Genomic DNA, 12,983 nt, shown 5'->3' with positions numbered 1-12,983 from the left:
TTTGGGCTATGAAATCAATCCGGACATTGATGGTGTGAAGTCACTTTCGCTCACAAATACGATTTCAACCGAAGCGTACGCGAATTGATTCGCCATAAATCTCGTAGGGGCGCCATTTAGAGTGACCTGGTTGCCGCTGCTACATTTCCCGCCAAAACTTCTTCTTACTGGTTTTACCAATCCCTGGATTACAGCTGTTGGTGGGATCAAGCTGTTTCCAATGCGCGACATGCTCACACGACGCCTGATAAAGGTGCCCGACATTGTGCTCGGCGGGATATTTCGCGCCGCGCTGTTCCAGATACCGTTTCACCTCTTCCTTAAACACTTTTGCGTCGTAGCCGGGTTTCAGCACGTAATCCTGATGATTGACGAAGCAGAAGAAGTGCCCGCAGCACGAATCAACCTGTACCTGCGCCGCCAGATGATCGGGCAGCGTCAAACGCCACGCGTCATCATTGCGACGCAGCGCCACGTCAAACGCCACCAGCCGCTCGTTGGGGTTGTAACCCAGCGCGTCGCAGTAGGAAATGGTGCAGCCGCCCACGCCGAAACGCACCAAAAATGCATCTGCCGCTTCACGCGTATTGCAATGGAAAAAGCCGCCTGGCTGCTCAGCAAAGAATTGCTGCAGTAAACTCTGCAACTCGGCGGTTTGCGGCGACTCTACTTTGATCATCAGATGATGTTGATACTCGCTGCGGTAATCCATGATGCGCGGCGCGATAAAGCTCGGCGTCAGCTGGTTGAAGAATTGCAGCACCCGATCAACAACATTGCGCGGCAGGAATTTCAGGTGGCTGACGCGCACATCCCATTTGGCTTTATTGGCCATCATCTGCGGAATGGCCTGCGGGCCCAGTTTGCGAATCGCCAGATACATATGCTTGGCGTAGCGCACGGTTAAATCGAAGGCATTGCGATGGATATATTCCGCCTGCAGCGGCAGTTCGCTCATTTCGGTTAGCAGGAAACGGCGCAGCGCCACCAGCACGTTCTCATTGTTAGTGCCGATGTAGAAGGTGTCGCTGCCGGCGCTGGCTTCGAAGGTGGGCAAGCGTACAGCGAAAACCACCACTTTACCGGCGCTGCCCGAGCTGTCGTGCAGGTAGCGCAGATCGCCATTGAAGCGTGCTGGGGAATCCGCGGTCACATCTCGTAAGCGGTCGGCGTAGTCATCGGCCCAGATTTTACCCTGCCAATCGGCTTGCTCGCCGGTTTGATACTGCTGCTGCGTGAGATTTGCCAGCATCACTTCTGGCGTGTCGCCCAACTCGATGCCGAGGTGATTAACCATCTCTAAGCGACCATCCTCATGAATACGGGCGAACAAGGATTTTTCGGTAAACGCGGGGCCGCGCCGAATCAGCGAGCCACCGGAATTATTACAGATCCCGCCGACCACCGACGCGCCGATGCAGGATGATCCAATCACCGAGTGCGGCTCTCGACCGAGCGGCTGTAAGGTTTGTTCCAGTTCAGTCAAGGTGGTGCCGGGGAAGGCGATCACCTGGCGCGCCTGATCGATCACCTGCACGCCTTTGAGCTGGCGGGTGCTGATAATCACGATATCGCGGTCGTAATCATTGCCGTCGGGCGTTGAGCCGCCGGTGACGCCGGTATTTGACGCCTGCATCAACACAATCACATCGTGCGCCACGCACACCTGCAGTGTTTGCCACAGCTGCAACAAGGTTTGCGGTAACGCCACCGCCAGCGCGTCACCGCGCCCGACGCGGAACCCCTTTATGTACCAGGCTTTATCATCCGCATGGGTTAATAACTGTTTGTCACCCACCACCGCGGCCAACTTAAGCAAAATATCCTTTTGCATGCTCATTTTTCTCTTCTTTATTCTTTATCTGCCACGGTATTGGACAAGCGCAGCTGCACTGAGTCAATCATTCACTGGCCCTGACGCGTAAATAACGCACGGAATCATTATCCCTTTTTACTTTACGGAATAACCGGCAGGAACCGATAAAAATGCGCGGGAAATCACAAAATAGATCGAAATAAAAATCGCCAAGGGCGCGTTTATTTGGTTTGCTGATTTCACTGCGCAAAATAAATATAAACCTATGATTTTATTTGTTATTAAGGTTTTAAGGTGAAAAATGCCATGTGATTTATATCACAAAAATAAGCCTTTGTTGGATGCTGTCAATTATCTCACTCGGGAAATTCATCGCAAAAGTGTGACATTCGTTGCAAATAACAATGCGGTTAATCGGAAGAATGAATTCCAGACGCACAGCATAAAGGATGATGACAATGAGAATTGGCATGGTGATCAGCGGTGGCGATGTCACCGGGATTAATAACTTTGTGTATCAAATATCGCGCTTAACTCAAGCGGAAATGGTGTTATTTAATGGTGGTATTCCAGGTTTGCTGGAAAACAATCATCAGGAAATATCCCAACGTGATTTAGTGGATTACGCCATCGCCGCTATTCCGGTGATGCAATCGGGACGAACCAGCAGGAAATTAATTCGCCCGGAATATGAGATGATCGCCAAACACCTTAAGTCGCTGCGCATCGATGTATTAATTATGGCGGGCGGAGATGGTTCATTACAATTCCTGCATACGCTGAGCGAATTTGGTGTCAACTGTTTTGGCGTCGGCATGACCATCGATAACGATGTCTTTGGCAGTGATTACAGCATCGGTTTCTCCACCGCCTGTGAGCAGGTGTTAAAAGAGGTGGCGAAGTTACGTAATACCGGCCGCGCCTTAACCGGTCGTGTATTTATGGTGGAGCTGCTGGGCGGTTATTGCGGTGAATTAACCTTGCAGTCAGCGATCAAATCCAATGCCGATTTCGCGCTGATACCGGAATGCCAGATTGCACCGCAGGAGCTGGCGGAACGCATCACGCAGCGGCTGGCGGCGCAGAACAGCGTGATAATTTTGTGCTCGGAAGGCTATACCCGTGAATATTCGCCGGGCTTTCAGGGCGCTATTGATACCTTAATTAAACAAATTGAACCGTTAATTGGTGTGCGTATTCGTAAAACGATTATCGGTTATGGCCTGCGTAATGGCGATCCTACCTGTGAAGAGATTTATCAGGGCACCATTATGGCCAGTGAAGTCGCGCGTTGTATTCAGTCGGGAATGCGCAATAAAGCGGTGATTATTAATGGCAGTAATCGACCGATTCCGATTGATTTAATAAGCATGAAAAAACGCCTGGTCGATACGGAAGGGCATCATTATAAACTCGCTAAACAACTGCAAATTCTGTGAGGAAATAGCCATGCTGAAAATATTATGTGTCTGTGGATGTGGTTTGGGTTCAAGCTTTGCGATTGAAATGAGCGCCAAGTCAGTATTAAAGAAACTCGAAATTGATGCTGATATTGATCACACCACCATTTCTGAAGCCAACGCCTTTAAATCCGACATGATTTTAACTCAGAAAGCCTTTGCTGATGTGTTAAATGCCGATGCCAGCCCGGAACAGATCAAGCGGGTGATTATTCTCAATAAGCTGACCGACAAAGCAGAAATTGAAGAGAAAATCGTGGCGTTTATGAAAGAACGTAACTTAAAGGTTGCTAATCATGAATAGTGTCATCGACTTCCTGGTAAAAGACTTATTGGGGCAGGCATCGATACTGATCGCCTTTATTGCCCTGATTGGTCTGCTACTGCAAAAAAAATCGGCGGGCAAGGTGGTGGAAGGCACCTTTAAAACCCTGCTCGGTTTCTTAATTATGATGGCCGGTATCAACATTATTGTCGGTACGCTGACCTTCCTGAACACCATTTTCACCCACGGCTTTGGCATGCAGGGTTATATCACCGACGTTGCCGCCATTGCCGGGTTAGCAAACCGCGAGCTGGGTTCAGAAGTGGCGCTGACGCTGTTGGTGATCTTTATCGTCAACATCATCATTGCGCGTCTGACACCGTTCAAATACATCTTCCTTACCGGTCAGGCGCTGCTGTGGATGGCGACGATTGGTGCGGTGATTGGCTACAAAGCGGGGCTGACAGGTTTACCTCTGATCCTTACCGGCGGCATTTTTGGCGGCATTATGGCGGTGGTGATGCCTGCGCTGGCTCAACCGGTGGTGCGCCGCATCACCGATTCCGACGACGTGGCGCTCGGGCACTTCTGCACCATCGGCTATCTGCTGACGGCGGCGGTGGCAAAGGTGGTGGGCAAAGGGTCGCGCTCCACCGAAGATCTCAAACTGCCCGATAACTTTAAATTCCTGCAGGACACCTATCTGTCGATGGCGGTGGTGATGGTGCCGATGTACCTGATCCCTGCGGTCGCCGCCGGTCCGGAATTTATCGGCCAGTACAGCAACGGCATGAACTACCTGATGTACGCCTTTATGCAGTCGATTCAGTTCGTGTGCGGTGTGTTCGTGCTGTATAGCGGCGTGCGTCTGTTGCTGAACGAACTGGTGCCGGCGTTCCGCGGCATTGCCATGCGTCTGGTGCCGGATGCAAAACCGGCGCTCGACTGCCCGGTGATGTTCCCGTACGCCCCGAACGCGGTGATCGTCGGCTTCCTCGCCACCACGCTGGGTTCGGTGGTTGGCATGCTGGTGTTCCCGATGTTTGGTCTGGCGATGATTCTGCCAGGATTGCTGACTAACTTCTTTGCCGGTGGCACCGCAGGCGTGTTCGGTAATGCGCTCGGTGGGCGTCGCGGCGCAATGATCGGCGGTTTCGTGCACGGTCTGTTCATTACCTTCCTGCCGGCGATTCTGGTGCCAATGCTGGAAAGCTACGGTTTTACCGGCGTCACCTTCAGTGATTCGGATGTCATCAGTACCGGCCTGGTGCTCGGCCATGCATTCCAGAATAACTGGCTGTTCGTCGCGCTGTTTATCGCCTTTATTACTCTCATCGCCTGGTTTGTTAACGGAAAATCCACCAAGTCTAAATCCCATGAGGAAAAGCTCCATGAAACTTTATAACTTTACCGATCTGTTACAGGTGGCTAAAGAACGTGAATTTAAAGCGCTCGGTTCCTTTAATTTGCACTGCCTGGAAATGTTGCCCGCCTTTTTTAAAGCAGCGGAGAAAACCAATAGCCCATTAATGATTCAGATCTCAACCGGAACCGCCAAATATCTCGGACATAAATTATTGGTAGATGCCATTCGCTCATTGTCGGAAAGCCGTAACGTGCCGACCTGTTTGCACCTCGATCACTGTTCGGATTTAGACGCTATCCAAACCGCGCTGGATGCGGGCTTCAGTTCAATTATGTATGACGGTTCACATTTACCGATTGAAGAGAACATCGCCAATACGCGCCGTGTTATTGATATGGCGCGCCCGCTGGCGGTTTCGGTTGAGGCGGAATTGGGCGCGATTGGCGGTTCGGAAGATGGCAAAGAGGTGGAAATGAACGATGCGGCGTTTACCACCGTCGATGAAGCCAAACGCTTTGTCGATGAAACCGGCGTCGATATGCTGGCGATCTCCATCGGCACGGTGCACGGCTTGTACACCGGTAAAGCCCATATTCAGCATCAGCGCCTGGCGGAAATTACCGATGCCACTAAAACGCCGCTGGTGCTGCACGGCGGTACCGGCGTCAGCGATGAAGATATGCGTCTTGCGGTGCGCAGCGGGATTGAAAAAGTGAATGTCGGCACCGAGATGAATGTGCAGTGGGTTGCGAACTGCAAGCAGACGTTTGAAAAGGGCAAGGTCAACGACAGCGTGCGTAATTTCCTTGTGCCGGCCAACGATGCCGTGACCAATGTGCTGGTAGAAAAGATTCAACTGTTCCGCTAATTCCGACTTACTCATGACGTAATAACCTGAGGTGCCCGGCGCCATTCGGGGCAGGAGATGCTATGTTTGGATTCTTGAAAAAGGGCTCTGATAATAAGAGCCAGGATTCACAGGAAATAGATCTTCAGGCTGAAACCATCAGCGGGAAAATAAGCGAACTGGAAAAACAGTTGGCCAATAATCCGCAGGCGACAGACACGCAAAAACAATTAATGCTGGAATATAATCGTGCATTAAATATCTTTGCCAAAAGTCGACACTATCGTCAGGAAATTGATCCGTTGTTTGTCAAAATTGATGAACTGCGTAACACCATTCGCAAATCGTTTTAAGGAGGCAGTATGAGTATTAAACAGCTGCTGCAGGAGGCAAGTGCGATTCAGGTGGGGATCAGCGCCAGGGATTGGCGCGAAGTGATCGCGCTGGCGGCGCTGCCGCTGGTGAACGGCGGTTACATCAAAGCCAGTTACCCGGAAGCGGTGATCGCTAACACGCTGGAGCATGGCGCCTATTACGTGTTTGAGGAGGGCATCGCCATTCCCCATGCGCGGCCGGAGGCCGGCGTGCTGAAAGATTGTTTCAGCATGATTGTGCTGGATGAGCCGATCTCATTCGACGGCAGTGACAAAGCCGACATCGTGATTATGTTCGGTGCGCGTGACAGCAACGCGCACATTGAAGAGGGCATCCGCGCGATTGTTACGCTGCTGGAGGATGAGGAGACGCTGGTGCGATTGCGAAAGGCCAGCAGTGCCGCGGAGGTGATAGAAATCCTATGACAACCGACACTGAAGAGAAAATTGTCGTGCTGGTGAATGGCATTCCGGCTTCCGGCAAAAGCACGCTAACGCGCGCGCTGGCCGAGCATTTCGGCTTTCCGGTGCTGACGCTGGATAGCCTGAAAGAGCCGTTTATGGCCAGCTTTGCGCCGGTGGATCGCCTGCGCAATCGCCAGTTAGGTTGTGCGGCGTATCAGGCGATCTGGCAAGTGGTGGCGCAAGCGCCGACGCGTTGTATCTATGTCATCGATGCCTGGTTTGGCTTCCAGCCGAAAGAGGTGCTGCAGCAGGGATTGCAGCAGGCGGGCGTGACGCGGGTGCTGGAGCTGTGGCTGGCGATCACGCCGGATGAGGCGGTAGCGCGTTATCAGGCTCGTTTAACCGATCGCATGCCGGGACATCCGGGCGCGGAGTATCTGCCAGAACTGCGCCAGTTAGCAGAAACCGCCCAACCGATGGCGCTGGGTCCGGTGTTGCAGCTTAACGCACGCAATCCGGATCAGGCGGCAGCCTGCGCCTGGTTACAGCGTCAACTGCGGCTGCCGATCAGCGCTCAACCGGCTTTATCGGCCTCGGGCTGAAAATGTCGGCAGCAGGCTGAACGCACATCAGCACTGCGGCCGACACCGCCATCGCATGATTCGTCAAGGCATCTTCTCCTGTCTGAACCAGGCTTTTGTGATAACGATCACACAGGAGAATGCCATGAACATCGATTTATACGGAAAAACAGCCTTAGTCACTGCATCAACCGGCGGCATCGGTTTTGCCATTGCACAAGGTCTGGCTGCCAGCGGGGCGGAAGTGGTGCTGAACGGCCGCAGCGAAGCATCGGTGAGTCGTGCGCGCGAGAAGCTCAACGGCTTAGTGGCGGGGGCGAAAATTCACACCTTTATCGCCGATCTCGGCAATGCCCAGGGCGTTATGCAGCTGCTTAATGGCTTGCCGCCAATCGATATTCTGGTGAATAACGCCGGGATTTACGGTCCGCAGGATTTTTATGACGTGGATGACGACACCTGGGACGCCTATTGGCAAACCAACGTGATGTCCGGCGTGCGCCTGTCGCGGGCTTTATTGCCGGAGATGGTGCAGCGTGGTTGGGGCCGCGTGGTGTTTATCTCCTCGGAATCAGCCTTGAACATTCCCGCCGATATGCTGCATTACGGCGTGAGTAAAACGGCGCAGCTATCGCTGGCGCGCGGTCTGGCAAAAGTGGTGGCGGGTAGCGGCGTGACGGTAAACAGCGTGTTGCCCGGCCCAACGCTCTCTGATGGCTTTGCCGCCATGATGGAAGATGAGGTGAAGCGCACCGGTAAGCCGCTGGAAGAGCTGGCGAAAGAGTTTGTGATGGCGCAGCGGCCAAGTTCGGTGATTCAGCGCGCCGCCACGGTGGAAGAAGTGGCGAATATGGTGGTGTACGTTTGTTCGAAACAGGCATCGGCAACGTCCGGTGCCGCGCTGCGTGTCGATGGCGGCGTGGTCGATGATATTGTTTAGCCGGGTGTGGTAATTGACCAGGTCGCCATGAATGGCGACCCTACGACGCTCGCACCACAAAGACAAAAGTTTACACAGCAAAGCTTGGTGTTTCTGCTGCGGATGCTTAAAATGCCCGCACTTTTCTCTGAGGCTGCGGCATGACGATATCGCTATCACGCGCAAAATGGATTCTGGCACTGGTTTGTCTGGTGCTGGCGTTTTGTCTCGTCCAGCGCAGCTTCAATTTGCCTTCCGTACCTTTAGGGCAGGTCAGCGCGTCCGCGCACACCAACAGCAGTGATGATGCCAGCGGCAGCGAAAAGCCCTGTGCGCTGAGCGCAAAATCGCTGAGTGCCGCCGCGCCAATCCTTGATACCGCATTGCCTTTCCTGCTGTTGCTGCTGGCACTGATCGCCACTTTCACACAAACCACCACTTGCGTCGGCTATCGCCGCGCACCGCTGTTTCCGCCTCTGCGACGGCGGCATCTGACCTTTTGCGTCTTCCGGGAATAACACCTGCGCGTTACATCGCGTAAACCCTGTTATTCACTGGAGAATTCACATGACTGTATTGATCAGGAGCCTGCTGCTCCTGCTGGCGAGCTGCGCGATCACTGCGCAGGCGGCAGACACCGGCTGGCTGCGCAATGCGCAAAACAGCCACGCCGAAGTGCGCCTGCGCAGCGCCAGCCACAACGATAATCAGCAACTGCTGCTGGATATTCGCCTGCAACCCGGCTGGAAAACCTACTGGCGCACGCCAGGTGAAGGCGGCGTTGCGCCGGAAATCCGCTGGCTAACGCCGGAAGTCAAGGCGCAATGGTTCTGGCCAGCGCCCGAGCGTTTTGACGTCAGCGGCTTGACCACGCAAGGCTATAAAGGCGATATCACGCTGCCGATCGAGCTGGCGAAACTGTCGAGCCAGCAGCTTGCGGGAACGTTGACGCTCTCGACCTGCAGCGACGTCTGCATCCTTACCGACTTCCCGTTCAGCCTCGATCTGACGCAGCCCGCAGACGCCCATTTTGCCCGCGATTTCGCCGAGGCGATGGGGCGCATCCCGGCGGCCAGCGGCTTAACCGATCAACTCAATGCCAGCTTTGTTAAGGGCGAATTGCAGATCCGCGCACAGCGCCAGGGCGGCTGGCAACAGCCTGAACTGTTCTTCGATTATCCGCCGGGCAGCATGCTGGCGGCACCGACGATCCGTGTAAATGGCGACACACTCAGCGCGCGCGTAGCGGTCACCGATGAATGGGGCGAAGCGGCACCGGATCTGCGCGGTAAAACGCTGTCGCTGGTGGTTGCGGATGCTGGCATTGCGCAGCAAAGCGCGATAAATATCGGCGCGGAAACGCTGGTGTCCGGCGATGCGGCGCAAACCTTATGGTCGGTGTTGCTGCTGGCGCTGCTCGGCGGTTTAATCCTCAACCTGATGCCGTGCGTGTTGCCGGTGCTGGCGATCAAGCTCAGCAGCCTGGTGCAGCAGCAAGGGCAAACGCAGCGCCAGACGCGCCAGCAGTTTCTCGCCTCAAGCGCCGGTATCATTTTCTCCTTCCTGCTGTTGGCGCTGCTGATGACCGGACTGCGGCTCAGCGGTCAGGCGTTGGGCTGGGGCATTCAGTTCCAGAGCAGCGGCTTCCTGCTGGTGATGGTGCTGGTGATGTTCCTGTTCAGCGCCAGCCTGTTTGATCTGCTGCATTTCCGCTTGCCGTCGGGTTTGAATACCAAACTGGCGACGCAGGGCGGCAACGGCTTGCTCGGCCACTTCGGCCAGGGCGCGTTTGCCACCTTGCTGGCCACGCCATGCAGCGCGCCGTTTCTTGGTACGGCGGTGGCTTATGCGCTGACGGCACCGCTGCCGCAGCTATGGCTGCTGTTTGTCGCGCTTGGCGTCGGCATGAGTTTGCCGTGGCTGCTGGTGGCGGCGTTACCGGGCATGGCGCGCTGCCTGCCGCGTCCGGGGCGCTGGATGGTGCATCTGCGCACTGTGCTCGGCCTGTTTATGCTGCTTGCGACCTTCTGGTTGGTAACTCTGCTGGTGCCGCATAGGGGCAGCACCTTCGCGCTGGTGCTGGCGGGCGTGTTACTCGTGGTGTTGTGTGGCTGGCTGGTGAAGCGTCGCGCGCTGCAGCAGGCGGGCGTGGTGTTTATCACCTTGACGCTGGCCGGAGCGCTGTTCCTGATGACGCGTATCTCGCCGGAAGAGGAGACGCTGCACTGGCAGCCGTTGACTGAAGCGGCGATCCATCAGGCACTCGAGCAGGATAAACGGGTGTTTGTCGATGTCACCGCCGACTGGTGCATCACCTGTAAAGTGAATAAATCCCGTGTGTTAAATCAGCCGGATGTGCGTGCTGCGCTCAAAGCCGATGACGTGGTGCTGCTGCGCGGCGACTGGACGCAGCCCGATCCGGCCATTGGTGAATTCCTGCGCCGCCGCGACCGCGTGGCGATCCCTTTCAACCAAATTTATGGCCCGGCACTGCCGCAAGGCCAGATTTTGTCACCGCTGCTGAGTCGTGAAGCGGTGATCTCCACTCTCTCTGAGGCGAAAAAATAATGAAGAAATCCCTGTTACTGCCACTGATGTTCCTTGCCATGCCTGCACTGGCGGCCGCGCCTTTTACGCCTGAGCAGGAAGCGCGCATCAAAGAACTGATCCGTGAAACCCTGGTGCAGAATCCGTCGATTCTGGCGGAAGCCGCTGATGCCTTTGATAAAGAAGCAGCGCAACAGCAGCAAAACGTAGTGGCGCAGATGGTGAAGAAAAACCACGATGCGCTGTTCAACGACGCCGGTTCACCGCGCATTGGCGCTGAAAAACCGGCGCTGACGCTGGTCTATTTCACCGATTACAACTGCGTGTTCTGCAAGAAGTTTGAAGCCGATATCGAAAAACTGATTAAGGCTTATCCGCAGGTAGCGGTGGTGATCAAACCGCTGCCGTACCGTGCTGAAACCTCTCTCACCTCGGCGCGTCTGGCGCTCACCGTGTGGGAGCAGCAGCCGAAAAACTTCCTGAAGCTGCATGAGCGTTTGATGGCGAAAAAGGGCAATCACGATACCGCCAGCATCGACGCGGCGCTGGAGAAAACCGGCATCAAGCTGAAAGAGCCAAGCAAAGTGAGCCTCGATACCATCAACAGCAACCTGACGCTGGCGCAGCAGCTCGGCGTTCAGGGCACGCCAGCCACGCTGGTAGGCGACCAGATGATCAGCGGCGCGGTGCCGTATGAGCAGCTGGAAGCGGCAGTGAAAGGCGCGCTGCAGGCGAAGCAATGAGTCGATTAAAGCGCTGGCTGCGTGAGGCGCTGCTGCTAGTGCTGATTGTCGCGGCTGCGCTGTGGGGCATGGATTGGCTGCGCGCACCGCAGCTGCCTGCTGACATGGCGCAACAACCGCTGACCTCGCTGCAAGGCGAGGTGAATCTGGCCGAACTCAGTCAGGATCGGCCACTGCTGGTGTACGTCTGGGCAACCTGGTGTGGCGTGTGCAAACTCACCACACCAACCGTGGCGGCGATGAGTCAGGAAGGTGACAAGGTGGTGAGCGTGGCGCTGCGTTCCGGCAGTGACGCGCGCGTGGCAACCTGGCTGGAGAAGAAAGGGCTGCAAGGCGTGGCGATCAATGATGAGAGCGGGGCGATCGGCCAGCGCTGGGATATCAACGCCACGCCGACCTTTATCGTGCTGCATCAGGGCAAAGTCATTAGCACCAGCAGCGGCTGGACCAGCGGTTGGGGGCTGAAGCTACGACTCTGGTGGGCTTCCTGTTAATCGTTCTGGCGGCACGTTACGGTGCCGCCAGAAAATCTTCGCGTTGTGGCGTAAAGGTATCCAGCAATACGCCCGCTTCCAGACACACGCAGCCGTGCACAATGTTCGGCGCTTTATACAGCGTATCGCCAGCGCCGACTTCCTTCGTCACGCCATCAATGGTGAAAGCGAAACGTCCAGACAACACATAGGTGAGCTGCTCATGCGAATGGTGATGCAGCGGACCGACAGCATCCTGCTCAAAGGTGACTTCCACCGCCATCATGGTGCCGCCGTGCGCCAGAATTCGGCGCGTCACGCCGTTGCCTAAATCGTCCAGTTGGGTTGCGCTTTTATAGATAAACATGGTTTCTCCTTGCAGGTTGCATCGTCAATGTGTGACTTAACTCACAGTCAAAAAGGCAATTAAAGGCTGCATTTTAACGATCTTTGATTAAAATGAAACGGTGTTTCAATTTAATCTGAGGATGGATCATGAAAATCGCTTTGATGATGGAAAACAGCCAGGCTGCGAAGAACGCAACGGTGTTGAAAGAGCTTCAGTCTGTGGCGCAACCGCTCGGGCATCAGGTGTTTAACGTCGGTATGAGCGACGAACAGGATCACCATCTTACCTATATTCACCTCGGCATCATGGCCAACGTACTGCTTAACAGCAAAGCGGTGGACTTCGTGGTAGCCGGTTGCGGTACCGGCCAGGGCGCGCTGATGTCGCTGAACCTGCATCCCGGCGTGGTGTGTGGCTATTGCATCGATCCGGCGGATGCCTACCTGTTTGCGCAAATCAACAACGGGAATGCGCTGTCGCTGCCGTTCGCCAAAGGCTTCGGTTGGGGCGCGGAACTCAATCTGCGCTTTATCTTCGAAAAGGCCTTCACCGGTGAAAAAGGGCACGGCTATCCGCCTGAGCGCAAAGAGCCGCAGGTGCGCAATGCGGGCATTCTGAACGAAGTGAAAGCGGCGCTGCTGAAAGAGAATTACCTCGATTCACTGCGTGCTATCGATCCTGAGCTGGTGAAGACCGCAGTGAGCGGCCCGCGCCTGCAGCATTGCCTGTTTGAGCATGGGCAGAATCAGGAGATTGTGCGCTTTGTCCGTGAACTGACGCAGTAGTCAATACGGTTTGAGCAAAGCCAGGGAAACCTGGCTTTGTTGTTTATGTCCTT

General features: G+C 55.0%; 15 protein-coding genes. 13 read left to right on the top strand and 2 right to left on the bottom strand.

All coding sequences use genetic code 11. The features are described 5' to 3' along the window. Positions 1 to 139: 139 nt before the first annotated feature. Positions 140 to 1,840, bottom strand: a complete 1,701-nt coding sequence (dld, locus tag K5Y30_RS03045; RefSeq protein WP_222210469.1) for a D-lactate dehydrogenase — start codon at positions 1,838 to 1,840, stop codon at positions 140 to 142. Positions 1,841 to 2,274: 434 nt separating this feature from the next. On the opposite strand from dld, the gene K5Y30_RS03040 reads away from it, so the two are divergent. The 12 genes from K5Y30_RS03040 to K5Y30_RS02985 all read left to right on the top strand — a co-directional run bounded on the left by K5Y30_RS03040 (position 2,275) and on the right by K5Y30_RS02985 (position 11,817). Continuing rightward, complete coding sequence (locus tag K5Y30_RS03040) at positions 2,275 to 3,255, top strand: 6-phosphofructokinase (protein ID WP_101764479.1); 981 nt, start codon at positions 2,275 to 2,277, stop codon at positions 3,253 to 3,255. A 10-nt stretch (positions 3,256 to 3,265) separates the two neighbouring features. After that, positions 3,266 to 3,580: a PTS sugar transporter subunit IIB gene (locus tag K5Y30_RS03035; protein WP_008110086.1), complete on the top strand. Its 315-nt coding sequence runs from the start codon at positions 3,266 to 3,268 to the stop codon at positions 3,578 to 3,580. Next, entirely contained in the window at positions 3,573 to 4,946 is a 1,374-nt protein-coding gene (locus K5Y30_RS03030; RefSeq protein WP_008110085.1) for a PTS sugar transporter subunit IIC, read from the top strand. The genes K5Y30_RS03035 and K5Y30_RS03030 overlap by 8 nt, the downstream gene beginning before the upstream one ends. Next, complete coding sequence (locus tag K5Y30_RS03025) at positions 4,933 to 5,775, top strand: class II fructose-bisphosphate aldolase (protein WP_101764478.1); 843 nt, start codon at positions 4,933 to 4,935, stop codon at positions 5,773 to 5,775. Before K5Y30_RS03030 ends, K5Y30_RS03025 begins: the two co-directional genes overlap by 14 nt. Positions 5,776 to 5,837: 62 nt before the next feature. Next, positions 5,838 to 6,107 (top strand): hypothetical protein, encoded by a 270-nt coding sequence (locus K5Y30_RS03020; protein WP_222210468.1) that lies wholly within the window; start codon positions 5,838 to 5,840, stop codon positions 6,105 to 6,107. A 9-nt stretch (positions 6,108 to 6,116) separates the two neighbouring features. After that, a complete protein-coding gene (locus K5Y30_RS03015; protein ID WP_101764476.1) occupies positions 6,117 to 6,554 on the top strand; it encodes a PTS sugar transporter subunit IIA in 438 nt (145 codons plus the stop codon). Then, positions 6,551 to 7,135: a glucokinase gene (locus tag K5Y30_RS03010; RefSeq protein ID WP_110866091.1), complete on the top strand. Its 585-nt coding sequence runs from the start codon at positions 6,551 to 6,553 to the stop codon at positions 7,133 to 7,135. Before K5Y30_RS03015 ends, K5Y30_RS03010 begins: the two co-directional genes overlap by 4 nt. A 124-nt stretch (positions 7,136 to 7,259) precedes the next feature. Continuing rightward, complete coding sequence (locus K5Y30_RS03005; protein ID WP_222181955.1) at positions 7,260 to 8,054, top strand: SDR family NAD(P)-dependent oxidoreductase; 795 nt, start codon at positions 7,260 to 7,262, stop codon at positions 8,052 to 8,054. Between the two features lie 140 nt (positions 8,055 to 8,194). Further along, on the top strand, positions 8,195 to 8,551 hold the full coding sequence (locus K5Y30_RS03000) for a hypothetical protein (RefSeq protein WP_222181956.1): 357 nt from the start codon (positions 8,195 to 8,197) through the stop codon (positions 8,549 to 8,551). Between the two features lie 49 nt (positions 8,552 to 8,600). Next, complete coding sequence (locus K5Y30_RS02995; RefSeq protein ID WP_222181957.1) at positions 8,601 to 10,601, top strand: protein-disulfide reductase DsbD; 2,001 nt, start codon at positions 8,601 to 8,603, stop codon at positions 10,599 to 10,601. Continuing rightward, positions 10,601 to 11,323: a DsbA family protein gene (locus K5Y30_RS02990; RefSeq protein ID WP_222210467.1), complete on the top strand. Its 723-nt coding sequence runs from the start codon at positions 10,601 to 10,603 to the stop codon at positions 11,321 to 11,323. Before K5Y30_RS02995 ends, K5Y30_RS02990 begins: the two co-directional genes overlap by 1 nt. Beyond that, positions 11,320 to 11,817, top strand: a complete 498-nt coding sequence (locus tag K5Y30_RS02985) for a protein disulfide oxidoreductase (protein ID WP_222210466.1) — start codon at positions 11,320 to 11,322, stop codon at positions 11,815 to 11,817. The genes K5Y30_RS02990 and K5Y30_RS02985 overlap by 4 nt, the downstream gene beginning before the upstream one ends. 16 nt (positions 11,818 to 11,833) lie before the next feature. Here K5Y30_RS02985 and K5Y30_RS02980 read toward each other — a convergent pair whose 3' ends face one another. Further along, positions 11,834 to 12,163, bottom strand: coding sequence for a cupin domain-containing protein (locus tag K5Y30_RS02980; RefSeq protein ID WP_222181960.1), 330 nt, complete (start codon positions 12,161 to 12,163; stop codon positions 11,834 to 11,836). A 128-nt stretch (positions 12,164 to 12,291) separates the two neighbouring features. On the opposite strand from K5Y30_RS02980, the gene K5Y30_RS02975 reads away from it, so the two are divergent. Next, positions 12,292 to 12,930, top strand: coding sequence for an RpiB/LacA/LacB family sugar-phosphate isomerase (locus K5Y30_RS02975; protein WP_222181961.1), 639 nt, complete (start codon positions 12,292 to 12,294; stop codon positions 12,928 to 12,930). Positions 12,931 to 12,983: the final 53 nt, after the last annotated feature.

It is taken from the genome of Pantoea sp. DY-5, from assembly GCF_019795955.1.
GTDB lineage: Bacteria > Pseudomonadota > Gammaproteobacteria > Enterobacterales > Enterobacteriaceae > Pantoea > Pantoea leporis.
This window is presented reverse-complemented; position numbering and strand designations above follow the sequence as displayed.